The organism is Streptomyces sp. ASQP_92, from assembly GCF_025399895.1.
Classification (GTDB): Bacteria; Actinomycetota; Actinomycetes; order Streptomycetales; family Streptomycetaceae; genus Streptomyces.
In genome coordinates, this window is record NZ_JAODUA010000005.1 from 224,480 (window position 1) to 243,696 (window position 19,217).

At 72.7% G+C, this 19,217-nt stretch carries 19 protein-coding genes; 11 read left to right on the forward strand and 8 right to left on the reverse strand.

The annotated features are described in order from the left end of the window. Nucleotides 1-238 precede the first annotated feature (238 nt). The 4 genes from N4G70_RS15005 to N4G70_RS15020 are packed head-to-tail and all read left to right on the forward strand — an operon-like array spanning nucleotide 239 to nucleotide 3,264. Nucleotides 239-652, forward strand: a complete 414-nt coding sequence (locus tag N4G70_RS15005; RefSeq protein ID WP_261713118.1) for a hypothetical protein — start codon at nucleotides 239-241, stop codon at nucleotides 650-652. 41 nt (nucleotides 653-693) lie between these two features. Further along, nucleotides 694-1,221, forward strand: coding sequence for a nuclear transport factor 2 family protein (locus N4G70_RS15010; RefSeq protein ID WP_261713119.1), 528 nt, complete (start codon nucleotides 694-696; stop codon nucleotides 1,219-1,221). Between the two features lie 31 nt (nucleotides 1,222-1,252). Then, nucleotides 1,253-2,044 (forward strand): hypothetical protein, encoded by a 792-nt coding sequence (locus N4G70_RS15015; protein ID WP_261713120.1) that lies wholly within the window; start codon nucleotides 1,253-1,255, stop codon nucleotides 2,042-2,044. Then, the gene (locus N4G70_RS15020; protein ID WP_261713121.1) at nucleotides 2,041-3,264 is read left to right on the forward strand and encodes a lytic transglycosylase domain-containing protein; all 1,224 of its coding nucleotides are present in this window, start codon (nucleotides 2,041-2,043) and stop codon (nucleotides 3,262-3,264) included. Before N4G70_RS15015 ends, N4G70_RS15020 begins: the two co-directional genes overlap by 4 nt. Here the strand turns inward: N4G70_RS15020 and N4G70_RS15025 are convergent. Next, a complete protein-coding gene (locus N4G70_RS15025; RefSeq protein ID WP_261713122.1) occupies nucleotides 3,250-4,326 on the reverse strand; it encodes an ATP-dependent DNA ligase in 1,077 nt (358 codons plus the stop codon). The two genes, N4G70_RS15020 and N4G70_RS15025, sit on opposite strands and share 15 nt — an antisense overlap. 55 nt (nucleotides 4,327-4,381) lie before the next feature. Here N4G70_RS15025 and ligD point away from each other — a divergent pair, with 55 nt between their 5' ends. After that, nucleotides 4,382-5,398 (forward strand): non-homologous end-joining DNA ligase, encoded by a 1,017-nt coding sequence (gene ligD / locus N4G70_RS15030; protein WP_261713123.1) that lies wholly within the window; start codon nucleotides 4,382-4,384, stop codon nucleotides 5,396-5,398. Between the two features lie 5 nt (nucleotides 5,399-5,403). Here the strand turns inward: ligD and N4G70_RS15035 are convergent, their stop codons facing one another. Beyond that, the gene (locus N4G70_RS15035; protein WP_261713124.1) at nucleotides 5,404-6,456 is read right to left on the reverse strand and encodes an SIS domain-containing protein; all 1,053 of its coding nucleotides are present in this window, start codon (nucleotides 6,454-6,456) and stop codon (nucleotides 5,404-5,406) included. A gap of 69 nt (nucleotides 6,457-6,525) precedes the next feature. After that, nucleotides 6,526-7,893, reverse strand: a complete 1,368-nt coding sequence (locus N4G70_RS15040) for a PTS transporter subunit EIIC (protein WP_261713125.1) — start codon at nucleotides 7,891-7,893, stop codon at nucleotides 6,526-6,528. A gap of 240 nt (nucleotides 7,894-8,133) precedes the next feature. Here N4G70_RS15040 and N4G70_RS15045 point away from each other — a divergent pair, with 240 nt between their 5' ends. The 3 genes from N4G70_RS15045 (at nucleotide 8,134) to N4G70_RS15055 (ending at nucleotide 10,280) form a co-directional block, all read left to right on the forward strand. Further along, a complete protein-coding gene (locus N4G70_RS15045; protein ID WP_261713126.1) occupies nucleotides 8,134-8,913 on the forward strand; it encodes a GntR family transcriptional regulator in 780 nt (259 codons plus the stop codon). 221 nt (nucleotides 8,914-9,134) lie between these two features. Then, the gene (locus tag N4G70_RS15050; protein ID WP_261713127.1) at nucleotides 9,135-9,926 is read left to right on the forward strand and encodes a VOC family protein; all 792 of its coding nucleotides are present in this window, start codon (nucleotides 9,135-9,137) and stop codon (nucleotides 9,924-9,926) included. 102 nt (nucleotides 9,927-10,028) lie between these two features. Continuing rightward, a complete protein-coding gene (locus N4G70_RS15055) occupies nucleotides 10,029-10,280 on the forward strand; it encodes a WhiB family transcriptional regulator (protein ID WP_261713128.1) in 252 nt (83 codons plus the stop codon). 107 nt (nucleotides 10,281-10,387) lie between these two features. On the opposite strand, the gene N4G70_RS15060 is transcribed toward N4G70_RS15055, so the two are convergent. The 3 genes from N4G70_RS15060 to N4G70_RS15070 form a co-directional block, all read right to left on the reverse strand. Beyond that, nucleotides 10,388-11,356: an acyl-ACP desaturase gene (locus N4G70_RS15060; protein ID WP_261713129.1), complete on the reverse strand. Its 969-nt coding sequence runs from the start codon at nucleotides 11,354-11,356 to the stop codon at nucleotides 10,388-10,390. A gap of 170 nt (nucleotides 11,357-11,526) precedes the next feature. Continuing rightward, on the reverse strand, nucleotides 11,527-13,164 hold the full coding sequence (locus N4G70_RS15065; protein ID WP_261713130.1) for an ABC-F family ATP-binding cassette domain-containing protein: 1,638 nt from the start codon (nucleotides 13,162-13,164) through the stop codon (nucleotides 11,527-11,529). Nucleotides 13,165-13,535: 371 nt separating this feature from the next. Then, complete coding sequence (locus N4G70_RS15070) at nucleotides 13,536-13,952, reverse strand: SsgA family sporulation/cell division regulator (protein ID WP_261713131.1); 417 nt, start codon at nucleotides 13,950-13,952, stop codon at nucleotides 13,536-13,538. A gap of 353 nt (nucleotides 13,953-14,305) precedes the next feature. On the opposite strand from N4G70_RS15070, the gene N4G70_RS15075 reads away from it, so the two are divergent. Continuing rightward, nucleotides 14,306-15,382, forward strand: a complete 1,077-nt coding sequence (locus N4G70_RS15075; RefSeq protein ID WP_399035501.1) for a WD40/YVTN/BNR-like repeat-containing protein — start codon at nucleotides 14,306-14,308, stop codon at nucleotides 15,380-15,382. A 22-nt stretch (nucleotides 15,383-15,404) separates the two neighbouring features. Here N4G70_RS15075 and N4G70_RS15080 read toward each other — a convergent pair whose 3' ends face one another. Next, a complete protein-coding gene (locus N4G70_RS15080) occupies nucleotides 15,405-15,704 on the reverse strand; it encodes a YciI family protein (RefSeq protein ID WP_261713133.1) in 300 nt (99 codons plus the stop codon). A gap of 115 nt (nucleotides 15,705-15,819) precedes the next feature. On the opposite strand from N4G70_RS15080, the gene N4G70_RS15085 reads away from it, so the two are divergent. Further along, nucleotides 15,820-16,530: an endonuclease V gene (locus N4G70_RS15085; RefSeq protein ID WP_261713134.1), complete on the forward strand. Its 711-nt coding sequence runs from the start codon at nucleotides 15,820-15,822 to the stop codon at nucleotides 16,528-16,530. An 84-nt stretch (nucleotides 16,531-16,614) separates the two neighbouring features. Here the strand turns inward: N4G70_RS15085 and N4G70_RS15090 are convergent, their stop codons facing one another. After that, a complete protein-coding gene (locus N4G70_RS15090) occupies nucleotides 16,615-17,796 on the reverse strand; it encodes a trans-acting enoyl reductase family protein (protein WP_261713135.1) in 1,182 nt (393 codons plus the stop codon). Nucleotides 17,797-18,067: 271 nt separating this feature from the next. Here N4G70_RS15090 and N4G70_RS15095 point away from each other — a divergent pair, with 271 nt between their 5' ends. Next, entirely contained in the window at nucleotides 18,068-19,216 is a 1,149-nt protein-coding gene (locus tag N4G70_RS15095) for a CaiB/BaiF CoA-transferase family protein (protein ID WP_261713136.1), read from the forward strand. The last annotated feature ends 1 nt before the right edge of the window (nucleotide 19,217 follow it).

Genomic DNA, 19,217 nt, shown 5'->3' on the forward strand with positions numbered 1-19,217 from the left:
CGAGCGCGCGCGTGCGTCCGGGGCCGGCCCCGAGCCCAAGCCCGAGCCCCAGGAGGGGACCGAGCCCGAGCCCGAGCCCGAGCCCGACGAGTCGAGTGCCGCCCGTGCGGGGGGCCGGCCCGGGAGGGGCGTCGGAGCCGGGCCGGCCCTCTTCCGCGGGCTGCGTCGTCACCTCCCGCTCGCCGGTGTCGTCGTCCTTGTTCTGGCCGGCGCCGGACTGCTGTTCCAGGCGCGTCAGTTGACCTCCGCGCCCGCCCTGGGCAACCACGCGCTCACGGACGCCTCCGCCACCACCCGCGTCATCGGCGATGTCAGCAACACGCTCGGCACGGTCTTCTCGTACGCCTCCCAGGACACCTCCGTCACCGAGGCGGCGGCCAAGGAGTTGCTGGGCGGCCGCGCGGCCGGTCAATACGCGGCCCTGTTCGGCGAGTTGAGGCAGCGGGCCGCCGAGCAGAAGCTCAGTCTGACCACCCATGTCGTCCGGGCCGGAGTCGTCCGGCTCACCGGTGACCGGGCGGAGCTGCTCGTCTTCCTCGACCAGCGGTCCCAGCGGGACACCAGGCCCGCGACCACCGCCGCCGCTCAGCTCTCCGTCACCGCCCAACTCACCGGCGGGCACTGGCAGATCACCGATATCCGAGCCCGCTAGGGCCAGCCCGACCCGGCCCCGCGAGAGGGAGTGCGAAGAACATGGCACGCATGACGACCCAGCCCCTGCTCATCGCCGCGATGGTGCTCACGCTGCTCGCGGGCGGGTTCGCGGTGTGGGCCGGCTGGTCCTGGTACGGCGCCGCACACGACGACGCGGCCGCCTACGCCGCCTCCCGGGACACGGTCCTCGCGGCCGGCGAACAGGCCGTGCAGAACCTCTCCACGCTCGATCACAAGGACCTGGCCCACGGCCTGGACATGTGGCAGGACTCCACCACCGGTGATCTGCGTCAGCAACTGGCCGACGGGCGCGGCGCGTTCGAGAAGCAGGTCCAGCAGGCCCAGACGGTCACCACGGCCAAGGTGCTCGACGGCGCGGTCACCGAGCTGGACGACCGGGCGGGCCGGGCCAGGGTGATGGTGGCGCTGCGCATCACCGTGCAGGCGCCGAAGGAGAAGCCCGCCGCCAAGGACAGCAGGATGCTCGGCGAACTCACCCGTACCCCCGCCGGCTGGAAGCTGAGCGCCCTCGGCCAGGCGCCGGTCGGCAACAGCGCGGCCAACTGACCCCCCTTTCGCATCCGGACAGGAGCCGCACATGTCGACAACCCGTCACCTGGTCAACCGGCAGCGCCGACTGGCCCATGCCGAGTCCGCCAGAACGGCCACCGAGATGCCGTCGCGGCGTGGCAGGCGGATCGCCAACTCGGCTCCTGCCGAGGAGAGTTCGGTGTTGGAGGCGGGCCCGGGCCAGGGTGGGGCGCGTCCGCTCCGAGGCCGACTGCCGGCCCGCTCCCGGCCGTTCGGGGTGCGGTCCACGGCGGCTCCGCGCCCGGCGCGGTCCTCGGGAGCCCTGCGCCGGTTGCTCTCTGTGCGGGCTCCCGTCGCCCTGTGTGTCCTGGTCGTGCTGCTCGGCGCCTTCGGTGCGCTCGCCCTGACCCGGGCCGACTCCCTGCGCTCCGATCCCGCCGCCCGCAATGTCGCCCTCACCGACCCGGGCCGCACCAGCGAGGTCAAGGGGCAGACCGAGAAGGCCGTCGCCGCGCTGTTCTCGTACAACTACGCGGACACCGCCGCCGCCGACAAGGCCGCATCAACTCTGCTGACCGGCAAGGCGGTTCAGCAGCACCACGAGATGCTGGCCGCCGTGCGGGCCCAGGCCAAGGAGCAGAAACTGGTGCTCACCACCACCGCGACCGAGAGCGGCGTGGAGATGATCGACGGCTCCCGCGCCCGCGTGCTCGTCTACGCCGACCAGAGCAGCACGCGTACCGCGGGCAAGAAGCCCGAAACGACGTACGCCGCCGCCATGTTCGCCGTCGACGTGGTGCGGCAGGGCGGCGGCACCTGGCGGATATCCGGCATCGACACCTTCGGGCAGGGATCATGAGGGCCCGCGAGCGTCTCCTGGACCTGGGACGGCTTGCGCCGGCACGGCACCGGCGGTTACGCCGCGGGTTCACCGGTACCGCCGTCGCGGCCGTCGCGATGGCCGCCCTCACCGCCTCGCAGGCACCGGGGCTCCTGCGCCCCGTGCCGGCGCGCCCGGGCGAGCCCGTCGCGGGTCCCGTGGGCGCCGTGCGCGAGGAGCAGCCGTCCGACGGCGCGTACCACACCGAGCTTCCGCCGCTGGTCCCGCCGACGCCCCCGAGCGCCCCGCCCCAGGTGGGCGTGGCCGATCCGGTGTGGACGCAGGAGGGCATTCCGGCGACCGTTCTCGCCGCGTACCAGCGGGCGGCACAACGGCTTGCGGGGAGTGCGCCGCGCTGTCATCTGCCCTGGCAACTCCTCGCGGCCCTCGGCAAAGTGGAGTCGGGACACGCGGGGGGCGGCCGGGTCGACGCGCACGGCACGACCCTCACACCGATCCTCGGGCCGGTGCTCAACGGGGCCGGCTTCGCCGACATCGCCGACACCGACCGCGGAACGCTGGACGGGGACGCCCACTACGACCGGGCGGTCGGGCCGATGCAGTTCATCCCCGCCACCTGGGCCACCTGGGGAAGGGACGGCAACGGTGACGGCCGCAAGGATCCCAACAACGTCTTCGACGCGTCACTCGCCGCCGGGGCCTATCTGTGCGCGGACGCGCGCGATCTGGCGGTCGCGGCGGACCTGAACCGCGCGGTGCTCGGCTACAACCACTCGGCCGACTACCTGCGGACGGTCCTGTCGTGGCTGGAGTTCTACCGGCGGGGCACCCATGTCGTGCCGGACGGCACGGGGGTGCTGCCGAGTACACCCGGCGCGGGCAGCGCCGGGCAGCTCCACGCCGACCGGGGGCGCAAGCAGGGCGGCGGTATCGTGATCGGGCCCCAGCCGAGCAGCGGGCCCTCCGCGCCCACCCCCGCCCATCCCGGCGCCAGCCCGTCGGCCTCGCGGCCGCCGCAGTCGCCGTCTCCCTCGGGCTCCCCGTCACCTTCCCCCTCGTCCTCGCCGAACCCGAGCCCTTCCGCGTCGCCGTCCCCGTCGCCGAGTACCAGTACGAGTCCCTCGCCGTCGGGCGGTCCCGGTGTACCGGGCTGTCCGGCGCCGTCGTCCTCGGCATCGCCCACGCCGGACCCGGCCGGCACACCGCCCGCGCCGGGGTGCCCCTCACCCGCTCCCTGACGACAGCACCTGCGCGAGGTCGTACCGGACCGGCTCCTCCAACTGCGCGTAGGTGCAGCTTTCGGGGGAGCGGTCCGGGCGCCGGCGGCGGAACTGTGCGGTGTGCCGGAACCGGTCGCCCTCCATGTGGTCGTACGCCACCTCCACCACCCGCTCGGGGCGCACCGCCACCCACGACAGGTCCTTCTTTCCGGTCCAGCGGCTGGGGGCGCCCGGCAGACGGGCACTCTCGTGCGCGGCCTCCTGCGCCCACGCGGCCCACGGGTGCCCCTCGGCGACCGGGTCGGCCATGAGCAGCGGCGCGAGCTCGTCGATCAGCTCCGCCCGGCGTTTCATCGGGAAGGCGGCGCACACCCCGACGTGCTGGAGCGCGCCCGCCGGGTCGTACAGACCGAGCAGGAGCGAGCCCACCACCGGGCCGCTCTTGTGATGGCGGTATCCGGCGATCACCACGTCCGCCGTCCGTTCGTGCTTGATCTTGTACATGAGGCGGGCGTCCGGCCGGTAGGGAAGGTCGAGGGGCTTGGCGACGACCCCGTCGAGCCCGGCGCCCTCGTACTCCTCGAACCAGCGGCGCGCCACCTCGATGTCGGTGGTGGCCGGCGCGAGATGCACCGGCGGCGACACGCCTTCGAGCGCCTCGACCAGCAGGGCGCGCCGCTCGGCCAGCGGGGTGTCCAGGAGCGGGACGTCGCCGAGGGCGAGCAGGTCGAAGGTGATGAAACTCGCCGGAGTCTGCTCGGCCAGCAGCTTCACCCGGGACGCGGCGGGGTGGATGCGCTCGCTGAGCCGGTCGAAGTCGAGCCGGCCGTCGTGGGCGATGACGATCTCGCCGTCCACCACGCACCGCTCGGGAAGGCGCTCCTCAAGGGCCTGGGCCAGCTCGGGAAAGTAGCGGGTCAGGGGTTTGCCGTTGCGGCTGCCGATGACGATGTCGGGGCCGTCGCGGTGCACGATGGCCCGGAACCCGTCCCACTTGGCCTCGTACTGCATCCCGGGCGGGATCTTCGCCACGGACTTGGCGAGCATCGGCTTCACAGGAGGCATCACCGGGAGATCCATACAACCGATTCTCACCGATATGCGGCTTTGTCGCCCTCCGCCTACCGTGGCCTGCATGGGCAAGGGCGAAGCGATCGAGCTGGAGGTCGGCGGGCGCACCGTCCGCCTCTCCAACCCGGACAAGGTCTACTTTCCGCAGTCCGGCTACACCAAGCTGGACGTGGCGCGCTACTACCTGGCCGTCGCGGACGGCATCACGCGCGCCCTGCGCGACCGCCCCACCACCCTGGAGCGCTACCCCGACGGCGTGGACGGCGAGTCCTTCTTCCAGAAGCGGGCGCCCAAGAACCTCCCCGACTGGATCCCGACCGCCCGCATCGCCTTCCCCAGCGGCCGGCATGCCGACGAGATGTGCCCCACCGAGCCCGCCGCCGTCCTGTGGGCCGCGCAGCTCGGCACCCTGACCTTCCACCCCTGGCCGGTACGGCGCGAGGCGACCGACCATCCCGACGAGCTCCGGATCGACCTCGACCCCCAGCCCGGCACCGACTTCGACGACGCCGTCCCCGTCGCACACGAACTGCGCGCGCTGCTGGGCGAGTTGGGGATCACCGGCTGGCCCAAGACGTCCGGCGGCCGGGGGATCCACGTCTTCGTGCCGATCGAGCCGCGCTGGACGTTCACGGAGGTGCGCCGCTGCGCCATCGCGCTCGGCCGCGAGCTGGAGCGCCGCATGGCGGGGAAGGTCACCACCGCCTGGTGGAAGGAGGAGCGCGGCGAGCGGATCTTCGTGGACTACAACCAGACCGCCCGCGACCGCACCATCGCCTCGGCCTATTCGGTGCGCCCCAAGCCGCACGCCCCGGTCTCGGCGCCGCTGCGCTGGGACGAACTCGACGACGTCCACCCCGAGGACTTCGACCTGCGGACCATGCCCGCGCGCTACGCCGAACTCGGCGATCTGCACGCGGACATGGACGACCACGCCTTCGGTCTGGAGCCGCTCCTCGAACTCGCCGACCGGGACGAGCACGACCACGAACTCGGCGACATGCCGTACCCGCCGGACTACCCCAAGATGCCGGGGGAGCCCAAGCGGGTACAGCCGAGCCGCGCCGCCAAGGGGAAGTAGCGCGGTCAGGCGGCCGCGACGGGCGAGGCCAGTTCGAAGTCGGCGGCATCCACGCCGCCCTCCTTGGTGTCGTCGTTGGCGAACACGAACGACTCGATGGGCACCTCGCGTTCCTCGCTGAGCGCGGCCGCGAGCTCCTGCACCACGACCGTCTCCAGGACCACCCGGACGCCGGGGGCCGTCCTCGGCAGACATATGACGCCGAGGTGCTCGGCAGGGTCGACGTCCTGGGTGGTGATCAGCAGGGTCAAGTGCCCGGCCGAGGAGAGCGAGCGGGCCAGTTCGACCTCGCGGCCGTCGCCGAAGACGAGGTGCAGGGTGTTGCCCGCCGACTCCATCTCGCCGTGCAGGTAGTTGCGTGTGACCGAGGCCGCGGCCGGCATCCGCGGCACCTCGCGCAGCAGCAGGGCCGCCTCTTCGGCGCTGACCCGGGAGGCGCCGGAGGCCACGCAGTCGGCCGCCACACAGCGGGCCGCGCGGGCGCGCAGCGCGCCGACGACCTCGGCGGCGCGGGCGCGCACGGTTTCCACCCGGGAGGCGACGCCGTCCCAGGGATCGCCGGTGCGTCCGGCGACGGCCCCGGCGATCAGGTCGAGCGCCACGACGGTGGCGGTGAAGCCGACGGTCGAGGCGTACGAGTCGGGCTCGTTGCCCAAGTCGACGGTGAGGTCGGCGAGTTCACCGAGCGGCGAGGGCGTGACATTGAGGACGGCGAGCGTCGGCACGTCCTGGGCGGCCCTGAACGCGGCGATCGTCTCGGAGCTGCGGCCGCCCTGCGAGACACCGATCAGGAGATCGGTGTCGAAGCCGCGCAGTCCGTCCTCGATCTCGCTGGAGAGCACCCGCTGGGCCGGTACGCCATGGCCGCGGAGCACCTCGACCGGGGCGGCGAGCGCCGCGTAGGAGGCGCCGATTCCGGCGAGCAGGGGGCGCCGCTTGGAGCGCAGCCGGTCCCGGGCCGGCCCGTCGAGCTGCCGCCGCACATGGGCGATCACGCGTTCCAGCGCCTGCGGCTGGCCGCTCTGGCCGTCGAGGAAGGTGATACGCGATCCGGACATGAAGGAGTCCTTTCGTAGGCCCCGCCGGATGCGGGCGGCGGGAGCGCGACAGGGGTGGCGGATGGAGCGTCAGGCCTTGGACGCCGGATCGTCCCTTAGGGCGGCGCCCGGGGGAACGGCGTCGGGGGAGCGCACGGGAGTGCCGGACGGTGTGCCGGCGGACGCCGGGGCGGGTTCGCCCGCAAGAGCTTCGCCTTCGCCGGGTTCGCCGGGGAGGGCTTCGCCCTCGGCGGGTTCGCGTCCCGGCGTCGGCAGATCGAACCGCACGATCGCGAACCGGAAGATCACGTAGTAGAGCGCGGCGAAGGCCAGGCCGATGGGGATCAGGAGCCAGGGCTTGGTGGCGATGCCGTAGTTGACGACATAGTCGATCGCGCCGGAGGAGAAGCCGAAGCCGTCGCGGATGCCCAGCGCGTAGCAGACCGCCATGGAGACGCCGAAAAGCACCGCGTGGACGGCGTACAGGAGCGGGGCCACGAACATGAAGCTGAACTCGATGGGCTCGGTGACGCCCGTGACGAACGAGGTGAGCGCGACCGAGATCATCATGCCCTTGACCATGGTGCGGTTCTCGGGCCGCGCGGTGTGCGCGATCGCGAGGGCGGCGGCGGGCAACGCGAACATGTAGATCGGGAAGCCACCGGTCATGAACTGGCCGGCGCTCGGGTCGCCCGCGAGGAAGCGCGCGATGTCGCCGTGGACCTCGGCGCCGGTGGAGGGGCTGACGAACGTTCCGGCGTCGAACCAGGGGAAGAACGTGAAGAAGTGGTGCATCCCGATCGGGATCAGCGCGCGGACCACCAGGCCGAAGATGCCGGCGCCCCAGGCGCCGGTGCCCACCAGCCACTCGCCGAAGTGGTAGAACCAGCCGCCGACCATCGGCCAGATGACGCCGAACACCACGCCGATGGCGACGCCCGCGAAGGCGCTGAGGATCGGGACCAGCCTGCGGCCGCCGAAGAAACCCAGCCAGTCGGGGAGTTTGGTCCGGCTGAAGCGCTGGTGGAGCAGCGCCGCGGCCAGGCCCATGACGATGCCGCCGAGCACCTTGGCGTCCAGCGGCTTGCCGTCGACCCCCTTCGGGAAGGCGTCGCTGGCGAGCACCGCCTTGAAGACCAGGTAGCCGACGGCGGCGGCGAGCGCGGTGGAGCCGTCCGCCTTCTTGGCGAAGCCGATGGCCACGCCGATGGCGAAGAGCAGCGGCAGATTGTCGAAGACGGTCTGGCCGCCGGCGGCCAGGACCATGCCCAGCTTGCGGATCAGCTCGGGGAACTCCTCGCGGCCCAGCAGGTCCTTGGCGCCCAGGCGCAGCAGGAGGGCGGCCGCCGGAAGCGTCGCCACCGGAAGCATCAGGCTGCGTCCGATGCGCTGCATGACCGCCATGACACCGCCGCCGCCGCGCCGCTTGCCGGCGGTCTTGGCTCGACCCGTACTCATCCGTCTTCCTCCATCGCGCAAGCGGTCCCGCTGCCCTCCAGGGGCGTGGTCACCGAACCGGCCGGCCACCGGTCCCACCGGGTGCCGCGACCCAAAGGTATGCAGTGGTATTCAAGTGGTCAATAGTGGTCTGTTCCTTTTTTGGAACGGTGACCAACGGCCTGGTCCGGTCGGCCCGCAGGCTGGGCCGGACATGGTGGTATGCGGTGGTATGCTCCGGAGATTCCGCTGGAGGTTCCGATGAGCGCCGATGCCACCCCTCACGCCACCCCCGCCCCCCCCGTCCGCTTCCCCGAACGAGGCAGCGGGCCGTCCCCGCTGTGGGCCCAGACCGCCGAACTCATCCAGGACGAGATCCAGCGCCGCGGGCTGACCGCCGGCGCCCGGCTGCCTCCCGAGCGCGAACTCGGCGAGCGGCTCGACATCTCCCGGGTCACCCTGCGCAAGGCCCTCGCCCACCTGGTCGACCAGGGCCTGGTGACCGCCTCGCACGGCCGGGGCTGGTTCGTGGCGACCCCCGTCGCGCCCCGCGAGTGGCCCAACGACCTGGAGTCGTTCACCACGACCGCCCGCCGCAAGCACATGAGGCCGAGCTCCCTCGTGCTGCACCAGGAGCTGCGCCCCGCGACCCTGGACGACGCCGACCGCCTGGACGTGCCGGCCGGCGCCCCCCTGCTGCGCCTGGAGCGCGTCCGGCTGCTCGACGGCGTACGCATCGCCGTCGACCGCACCCTGCTGGTGGCCACGCTCGCGCCCGGCCTCGACGAGGTGGACTTCACCGGTGCCTCGCTCTTCGAGGAACTGCACGCCCGGGGCGTCGAGTTGGACCGCTCCGAGACCACCATCGAGGCGCGCGGCGCCGACCGGGCGCTGGCGGAGCACCTCGGAATCGATCCCGGCTCGCCCGTGCTCGCCCTGGACCAGACGATCTACACGCGGGACCAGCGTCCCGTGCTCCTGTCGACCGTCGAGTACAGCGGGGACCGCTATCGGCTGCGCACCACACTCCAACCACGCTGACAGGCGCGCATGGCCCCGGAGCCCGCCGTTGGGCGCGACGCGGGGGGCCGATGGTCCTCAAGGGGGCCGCGCGGCTCCAAGGGCCCGGACGTCCGGCCCGCACCGCGACGGGCCCCGCGCGCCTGGCCACCGGGCGCCCGCGCCCGGTTCCGTCCCGAATTGTCAGTGCCTGCTGCGAGACTCAAGATGGCAGGAGAACGGGACTCCCCAAGGAGCTCATCATGCTCACCACCCAGTACGTCACGGGCTCGCCCAGCTGGTTCGACCTCGGCACCCCCGATCTCGACACGGCGGTCGCCTTCTACACCGGAGTCTTCGGCTGGACCTACACGCCCGGCGGCCCCGAGGTCGGCGGATACGGCACTTTCCAGGCCGAGGGCAGGACCATCGCCGGCGCGATGACCGTCCCGCCCGAGCAGGCCGCCCCCGGGTGGAACGTGTACTTCCAGACGCCTGACGTCGAGGCCACGGCCGAGGCCGTCGAGCGGGACGGCGGCAGCGTCACCATCCAGCCCGTCGATGTCATGGAGCTCGGCCGCAGCGCCTCCTTCAAAGACCCGGCGGGCGTCGGCTTCTCGGCCTGGCAGCCGAAGGCGATGAGCGGCATGGAGGCGGCCGGCGAGCCCGGCACGCTCGCCTGGGTCGAGCTGTGCACGCCCGACGTCGCGGCGGCCCTCGGCTTCTACCACGCGGTCTTCGGCTGGGAGAGCACCGAGGTGAGCTTCCCGGGCGGTACGTACACGACGGTCAACCCCGCGGCCGCCGGACCCGACTCGATGTTCGGCGGTGTCGTTCCGCTCGGCAGCGACCCGCTGGAGGCCGAGGCGGGCGCCTACTGGATGCCGTACATCGAAGTGGCCGACGCCGATGCGGCCGCCGCCAAGGCGCGGGAGCTGGGCGGCGAGGTCAGGATGGGGCCGGTGGACGTCGAGGGCGTGGGCCGGCTCGGCACAATCGCCGACCGGTTCGGCGGCCGCATCGCCCTCATCACGAGCGCCTCGGGCGCGTCCTAGCTGTCCGCCGGGAGCACCTCGGGCGCGGGTGGGCAGGGGATCGACGCCCGCGTTCACCATTCGTTGACCGGACGTTGATCAGCGCCCGGCAGCGTGGCCCGCATGCTGAACGACACCATGACCGCCGGCCAGGAACTCGCTTGGCAGGAGACCGCGTTGTGCGCCCAGGCGGGGCCCGAGTTCTTCTTCCCCGCCCCCGGCAGCTCGACGCGGGAGGCCAAGCAGCTCTGCGGAGCCTGCGAACAACGCACGGCATGTCTTGAGTACGCGCTGGCCCACGACGAGCGATTCGGCGTGTGGGGCGGCCTCTCCGAGAAGGAACGGCTCACCTTGCAACGCACGCGCCAGGGCTGAGGAGGAGCGCCCCGCACCGGCCGGGGCGGGGCACGCCGGAGAGTCCGGCGTGCCCGGGCGCGGCCCCGACCGCGGTGGGCAGGCCGCAGTGGGCCGGCCGCGCTGGGTCAGCGGCGAGCGGCCATCCGCGCCTTGCGCGCGGCGAGCTTCTCGTCGAACTTGGACGCCTCGCTGTCGAGCCCGCCCATGTACAGGCCGAGCTCCTCCTGGGCCTTGAGGCCCTCGGGGCCGAGCCCGTCGATCTCCAGGACCTTGAGGAAGCGGAGCACCGGCTGGAGCACGTCGTCGTGGTGGATGCGCATGTTGTAGATCTCGCCGATCGCCATCTGCGCGGCCGCCCGCTCGAAGCCGGGCATGCCGTGACCGGGCATCCGGAAGTTCACGACGACATCGCGCACCGACTGCATCGTCAGGTCCGGGGCGAGCTCGAAGGCCGCGCCCAGCAGGTTGCGGTAGAAGACCATGTGCAGGTTCTCGTCGGTCGCGATCCGCGCCAGCATCCGGTCGCAGACCGGGTCGCCCGACTGGTGGCCGGTGTTGCGGTGCGAGACCCGGGTGGCCAGCTCCTGGAAGGCCACGTAGGCCACCGAGTGCAGCATCGAGTGCCGGTTGTCCGACTCGAAGCCCTCGCTCATGTGCGCCATGCGGAACTGTTCCAGCTTGTCCGGGTCCACGGCTCGCGAGGCGAGCAGGTAGTCCCGCATCACGATGCCGTGACGGCCCTCCTCGGCGGTCCAGCGGTGCACCCAGGTGCCCCAGGCGCCGTCCCGCCCGAACAGCGAGGCGATCTCGTGGTGGTAGCTCGGCAGATTGTCCTCGGTGAGCAGATTGACCACCAGGGCGATCTTGCCGATGTCGGTCACCTTGGACTGCTGGGGCTCCCATGCCTCGCCGTCCTCGAAGAGGCCGGGGAAGTTACGGGCGTCCGACCACGGCACGTAGTCGTGCGGCATCCAGTCCTTGGCGACCTTGAGGTGCCGGTTGAGCTCCTTTTCGACTACCTCTTCCAGCGCGAACAGCAGCCGGGCGTCGGTCCACGCGTCCGAACTGCCGAGGTGGGGAGAAGTGATCGTCACGGGTGTGCTCCAGGGGGACGGGAAAGGGGGACGTCAAACGTACCTACGCATACGTAGGTTACGAGACCGTAGGTTAAGGCGGCCGTAAGCCCCAGGCCAAGCCCTCCTTCCCCTTCGTCCGGTTACGTTCTGTTATATGGCCAGGTGGCCGTGGCGGGACGAGAGGCAAGTCACCTCCGGGACGGGCCACGGACCTCCTCGGCCGAGGTGTCGCTGAGTTCGCCGTCGAGCAGCAGCCAGCGCGTGACGCCGATCGACTCCAGGAACGGCACGTCGTGGCTCGCCACGATCAGCGCGCCCTCATAGGCGTCGAGCGCGGCTCGCAGGGCGCGCACGCTGGCCATGTCCAGATTGTTGGTGGGCTCGTCCAGCATCAGCAGCTGCGGTGCGGGCTCCGCGAGCAGCAGCGCGGCGAGCGCGGCACGGAAGCGCTCTCCGCCCGAGAGGGTCCCGGCCGGCTGGGCGGCCCGGGCTCCCTTGAACAGGAAGCGCGCCAGCCGCGCCCGGATGGCGTTGTCCGTCGCCCCCGGCGCGAAGCGGGCCACGTTCTCCACCACGCTCAGCGCGTCGTCGAGCACATCCAGACGCTGGGGCAGAAACCGCAGCGGCACATGGGCGACCGCTTCGCCCGCCACCGGTGCCAGCTGTCCCGCGAGGGTGCGCAGCAGCGTCGTCTTGCCCGAGCCGTTGCGGCCGACCAGTGCGATCCGCTCCGGCCCGCGCACCTCCAGTTCCCCCTCCACCCGTGCGCCGTAAGGGAGTTGGAGCTCGCGCAGGGTCAGGACGGATCGGCCGGGGTGCACCTTGGTGGAGGGGAGTTCGATGCGGATCTCCTCGTCGTCGCGTACCGCCTCCACGGCCTGGTCGAGCCGCTCGCGCGCCTCGCCGAGGCGCTCGGTCTGGAGGATGCGGTGCTTGCCCGCCGACACCTGTGCCTCGCGGCGGCGGTTGTTGGCGACGATCCTCGGCACCACCTTGTTGTCGTAGCTCTTCTGCCCATAGCGCCGGCGCCGGGCCAACTTGACCTGGGCGTCGGCCAGTTCGCGCTTCTGACGCTGTACGTCGGCCTCGGCGACCCGCACCATCCGTTCGGCCGCCTCCTGCTCGGCCCGCAGCGCTTCCTCATAGGCCGTGAAGTTGCCTCCGTACCAGGCGATTTGGCCCTCGCGGAGGTCGCCGATGCGGTCCACCCGGTCGAGGAGCTCGCGGTCGTGGCTGACCACCACGAGCACCCCGCTCCAGGCGTCGACCGCGTCGTACAGACGCCGTCGGGCGGGCAGGTCCAGGTTGTTCGTGGGCTCGTCGAGCAGCAGGACGTCCGGGCGCCGCAGGAGCAGCGCGGCCAGCCGGAGCAGTACCGACTCGCCGCCCGAGACCTCGCCGATCGTACGGTCGAGGCCGATGGAGCCGAGGCCCAGCTGGTCGAGGGTGGCACGGGCCCGCTCCTCGACGTCCCAGTCGTCGCCCACCGTCTCGAAGTGGCGCTCGTCGGCGTCACCGTCCTCGATGGCGTGCAGGGCCGCGCGTACCGCGTCGATGCCGAGCGCCTGGTCCACCCGCACCGTGGTGTCGAGGACCAGGTTCTGCGGCAGGTAGCCGACCTCGCCCGCGACGGTGAGGGTGCCGTCGGTGGGTGCGAGGACACCGGCGATCAGCTTCAACAGGGTTGATTTCCCCGACCCGTTGAGGCCGACGAGCCCGGTGCGGCCGGGGCCGACGGAGAGCGGGAAGTCCTCGAAGACGGGGGTGCCGTCCGGCCACGCGAAGGACAGCGCGGCGGAGCTGATGTGCGGAGGGAAGGCTGACATACGGGTCTCCCGGTTGCGGGGAAGGAAAAGAGGGCAACGGGGGTTCTGAGACACCGCTCAGGGCAGGAAAAAGGCCCTGATCGTGGTGGGGGACATGGCTCGGAGGCAGAGGTCACACCGGCGCGCGCGACACGGAAGGGAGTGCGCGAAACGGTGTCTCAGGGGCCTCAGACGAGCAACGTCCTACTCCGTTCGACGACAACAGGGCCAGTCACGAACGTACGCGGGTGCGCCGTGCCCCGCAAACCATTTACGGGCGGTGCGCGGGGACGGGCGCGGTGCGGCGGGGGCGCGGTGGACGCGGGCGCCGGGCACCGCCGCGACCGGGCAGGAGCGGAGGCGGTGCGGGAGGCGTCCGCCTCCGGGGTTCCTCAGCAGGCGTCGCGCAGCAGCGCGGTGAGGTCGCCGTCCAGGTCGAGGTGTTGGTACTCGCGGCCGGGCGGCACCACGAGCCGGGTGCGTTCGAGGAAGCGGCGCACTTCGGAGGTGCGGATGTGGACCATGGCGACGCCTTCGCGGGCGTGGAATTCGAGCACCGTGCGGTCGTAGCCGTACGGCCGTACCCGGACGTCGCCCATGCCGGCCGACGCCTCGATGCCCGCTTCGAGCAGCTCGCGGGCGAACTCCCAGGAGACCTCGGCGCCTTCGAGGGTGGCCGGTGCGGGGAACGCCATGTGGACGGCGAAGGGGTCATCGGGGTCGTAGCGCAGCGTCGCGGGCACGGTTTCCATGCGGGGCGCGGACGCGATCAGGCGCACCTGGACGGGCTGCTCGATGACGGTGGACAAAGCCCTGCTCCCTCAACCTCGGGGGTTCTCTCCTGCCGTCCGGAAAGACGTCGAAACTCGGCGTTCCGTGCACCGCGGGCTCACGTGACCTGCGTCACGGCTGAACGCCGGGACATGGCGCACGGGTCCGGATTGCTCGTAATACGGCTGCTTCCCCCTCCCGCGCGGACCACACCACATCACCCCCGTAACTTCCCACTCACTTCTTTCGGTCCTTTGAGGACGTCGTCGCGCGCGTCGCCCTGCCGGGGCGCACCATCCGTACGCCCAACGGCTCGGCGGCCCGGGGCCGGTGGCGTACGCACCCTGGACGGGTGGGGTGGGCTGGGCTAGCTTCCGACGCCATGAGGTCCATGGGGAAGACGAGACGCATGCTGTCGGTGGGGCTGGGCGGGATGGCCCTGGTGACCGCGCTGGCGGTGCCGGCCCAGGCGCACCAGCCCGAGCGTGATCACGGGAGCGTGGCGTGGGAGGTGAAGGACAGCGGGAGCGATGCCCGCTTCCGGGGGCTGGCGGCGGTCAGCCGGTCGACGGCGTGGGTGGCCGGCACGAAGGGAACGGTCCTGCGGACCTCGGACGGCGGCCGTACCTGGAAGAACGTGTCGCCGCCCGGCGCGGGCGCGCTGGAGTTCCGGGACGTCGAGGCCTTCGACGGGCGGCGCGCGGTGGTCCTCGCGATCGGCGAGGGCGAGGCGTCCCGGGTCTATCGCACCGAGGACGGCGGAGCGAGCTGGAGCGAGTCGTTCCGCAACACCGACCCGAAGGCGTTCTACGACTGCCTGGCCTTCTTCGACCCGCGCCACGGCCTGGCGGTGAGCGACCCCGTCGACGGCAAGTACCGCGTCCTGTCCACCGCGGACGGCGGCCGCTCCTGGCGGGTCCTGCCGAACGAGGGGATGCCGGCCGCCGAGCCCGGCGAGGCGGGCTTCGCCGCGAGCGGCCAGTGCCTGGTCGCCTCCGGGCCCCGGGACGTCTGGCTCGCCACGGGCGGCGGCGCCACCGGCCGCGTCCTGCACTCGTCGGACCGGGGGCTGACCTGGACGGCCGCCGAGTCGACGATCCCCGCCGGCGACCCGGCCCGCGGGGTGTTCGGCCTCGCCTTCCGCGACCGCACGCACGGCCTCGCGGTCGGCGGCGACTACCGGGCGGACCAGCCCTCACCCCGGGCCGCGGCCGTCACCGGCGACGGCGGCCGCACCTGGCGCCCCTCGGCGACCCCGGTCGCCGCCTACCGCTCGGGCGTCGCCTGGCTGCCGCACACGCGCTCGGCCGCTCTCGCGGTCGGGCCGACCGGCACGGACCTGACCCAGGACGGCGGCCGCACCTGGCGCACCGTGGACACGGGCTCCTACGACACGGTCGACTGCGCGGCGGACGGCGGCTGTTGGGCCGCGGGGGAGCGGGGGCGGGTGGCCCGGCTGGGCCGCTGATCCCCTGCCGGACCCGAGGCGCTCAACTGGGCAACTGCTGCTGATACGGCCGGAGTTGAGGGGCGACCTTGGTCGCCAGGAACTGAGTGATCCGGTACGTGGCGCAGCCGTTGGCGGCGAAGGGGTCGGTCGCGACGAGCTTCTCGATGGCCGCGCGATCGTCCCCGACGGCCAGGATGACACCGCCGTCCCGGGGCTCCTTGCGTCCGGAGGCGATGAAGACACCCGCCGCGTAGTGGGTGTCCAGCCAGGCGACGTGCTCGCCGAGCAGGGCGTCGACGCGGTCGAGGGGGACGACGTAGGTCAGTTCGAGTATGAACATGATCGTGAGGCTACTCGGGCCGCCGGAGCTCTTCGGGGGTGGGCCCACCCCGTGACCGCCGGGGCCTCGCCGGTCACGGTGGGGCCCGCTCGGGCGGAGCCCTACGCTGGGCGCCATGGAGATCATCACGGGGATTCCGGACGGCTGGCCCGGCGACGAGGCGGCCGCGCTCGCCGTCCAGGACGAGTTGCGGGGCGCGGTCGTGCTGGACGAGCCCGGGCCGCCGCCCGGCACCGGGCTCGTCACGGGCGTCGACGTGGCCTACGACGACGAGCGGGACCTGGTCGTCGCGGCCGCCGTCGTGCTCGACGCGGCCACCCTGGAGGTGGTCGAGGAGGCCACCGCCGTGGGGCGGGTGGCCTTCCCCTATGTCCCCGGCTTGCTCGCGTTCCGCGAGATCCCCACCGTGCTCGCCGCCCTGGAACGGCTCGACTCCGGTCCGGGGATGGTCATTTGCGACGGGTACGGCCTCGCGCACCCGCGCCGCTTCGGCCTGGCCAGCCACCTCGGCGTGCTCACCGGGCTGCCGGTCATGGGTGTCGCCAAGAACCCGTTCACCTTCACCTACGAGCAGCCCGGACCCCACCGCGGTGACAGCTCGCCGCTGCTCGCCGACGACGGCGCCGAGGTCGGCCGCGCCCTGCGCACGCAGGACGCGACCAAGCCCGTCTTCGTCTCGGTCGGCCACCGGGTGGGCCTCGAAGGGGCCTGCGCCCACACCCTGGCCCTCGCCCGGCGCTACCGGCTCCCCGAGTCCACCCGGCACGCCGACGCGCTGTGCCGGCGAGCGCTCAAGGAGGTCCAACAGGCCGCCACCCGGGCGTAGTCGGGGCTGTGCGACGCGGGTGGGGCCGGGGGAGGGGACCGCGACGCGGACGGGATCGTCGGGCGTCGACCGCGACGCGGACGATCAGCGCGTGTCGACCACCCGGAAGCGCATCCCCGCGGTCCGCAACCGCTCGGTGAGGGCCGAGCCCATCGCGGTCGCGGGTGTCAACTGGCCCGACAGCTTGGGGAGTTCGTCGAAGGCGAGGCTGAGCGCGCCCTCGGCGAGGATCTTCGCCGTCTCGTCGTAGCCCGGGTCGCCGCCGGAGACCTCGGTGAAGACCCGGCGCCCACCGCCTTCGCCGACGAAGCGGACGGTGAACCAGCTGCGCCGGCGCCGCGCCTCGTCCGGGCCCAGGCCCGCCTCGTAACGACTCATCAACCAGTCGCGCGCGGGCGGGAGTTGGGTGACGGCGGCGACGGTGCCGAGCGCCGCGACCCCGCCGATCGCCACCGGAAGGTGCTTGACCGCGGCGAAGTGCCGGTAGCGGAAGTCCGGCCCGTAGCGTTCGTCGGCCGCCGCCGAGCGGGCGATGACCTGGGGGTCGATGGTGGGCATGGGCAGCGCCCAGGTGCCGGTCTCCTTGCTGAAGCGCGGGGCGCCGAGCGGGGCGCGGGCCCGCCGGCCCACCAGGCGCGGCTCGTGCAGCCGGCGCTCGCGGGCGGCCCGCGCGGTCTGCGCGCCACGGCCCAGCGCGGTCAGCGCCGAGGCCAGCGTGCCGCCGGAGAACATCGCGTTCGTCCGCACGAACCCGTCGATCCGCAGCGGCACTCCGGCCGGGAGCTGTCGCACGGTGAACTGGACCCCGAGGTCGTGCGGCACCGAGTCGAAACCGCAGGCGTGCACCAGACGGGCTCCGCGCTCGCGGGCCCGCGCGTCATGGCGTACGTACATGGTGTCGACGAACTCCGGCTCCCCGGTCAGGTCGAGGTAGTCGGTGCCCGCCTCGGCACACGCCTCCACCAGGCCCTCGCCGTACCAGACATAGGGGCCGACGGTGGTGGCCACCACGCGCGCCGACTCGGCGAGCGAGCGCAGCGACGCGGGGTCCGTGGAGTCGGCGGTGACCAGCGGGATCGTGGCGCACGCCGGGTCGAGTTCGGCGAGCCGCTCGCGCAGCCGCTCCAGCTTCGTGCGGTTGCGCCCGGCGATCGCCCACCGGCAGCCGGCGGGTGCGTGCGTGGCGAGATATTGGGCGGTCAGCGCCCCGACGAAGCCCGTCGCGCCGAACAGCACGATGTCGTAGTCGCGCTTCGAGGGTTCCACCGCATGCCTCCGTATGTCCGCTGCCTGGTGACGCCGTCGGCCGGGGCCGGGTTGTGAGGCTAGCGTGCGGCCCCGGCGCGGGGCACCCGGGGCGGGGGGCGGAAAGAGCGAGCGGCGGGGAGGCGGCGGGCAAGCCCGGCGTATCGGGGCAACCGGCGCCCCGGCGCCGGAGCGACATGCTGAGCGGTTGCTCATGGGGGCTTGTGCACAGTGGAACGTGTTCTTAGCATCATTGATGTTACATCAGTTGTGTCACAGTGCTGGGGGCTTGATGGCAGCGACAGGAACCGGCCCGCTCGCCGGGGTGCGCGTGGTCGAGCTGGCGGGCATCGGACCCGGCCCGTTCGCCGCCATGCTCCTCGCCGACCTCGGCGCCGACGTGGTGCGCGTGGACCGCCCGGGCGGCGCCGGCCTCGCCGTCGACCCGGCGTACGACCTGACCAACCGCAACAAGCGCTCCGTGATCGTCGACCTCAAGGCGGCCGAAGGCCCCGGCCTCGTGCTCGATCTCGTGGAGCGCGCCGACATCCTCATCGAGGGCTACCGGCCCGGCGTCGCCGAACGCCTGGGGGTCGGGCCCGAGGAGTGCTTCGGCCGCAACCCCGGCCTCGTCTACGGCCGGATGACCGGCTGGGGCCAGGACGGCCCGCTCGCCCAGCGGGCCGGGCACGACATCGCGTACATCGCCATCACCGGCACCCTCGGCATGATCGGCGGCGCCGACGGGGGGCCGGTCGTCCCGGCCAACCTCGTCGGCGACTACGCCGGCGGCTCGCTCTACCTCGTCATCGGGGTCCTCGCCGCCCTCCAGCACGTGCGGGGCGGGGGAGCGGGCCAGGTCGTGGACGCGGCGATCGTCGACGGGAGCGCCCACCTCGCCACGATGATCCACGGCATGATGGCGGCCGGCGGCTGGCAGGACCGGCGCGAAGCCAACCTCCTCGACGGCGGCTGCCCCTTCTACGGGACGTACGAGACCTCCGACGGCCAGTACATGGCGGTCGGCTCCCTGGAGCAGCAGTTCTACGACGAGTTCGTCCGCCTGCTCGGCATCCAGGACCAGGCCCCCGCCCGCAAGGACCTGGCCCGCTGGCCGGAACTGCGCACCACCATCGCCGACCGCTTCCGCACCAGGACCCGCGAGGAGTGGACGGCCGTCTTCGAGGGCTCGGACGCCTGCGTGGCGCCCGTCCTGTCCCTGAAGGAGGCCCCGCACCACCCCCATCTCGCGGCGCGCGCCACCTTCACCGGGCACGGAGGCATCACCCAGCCCGCGCCCGCCCCCCGCTTCTCCGCCACCCCCGGATCCATCCGGCGGCCCCCCGCCCTGCCCGGCGCCGACACGGCGGAGGTGGCCCGCGACTGGGACCTGCCGGGTCTCTGTCCGGGCGACGCGTCAACTCCCGTACAGGAGGCTTGAG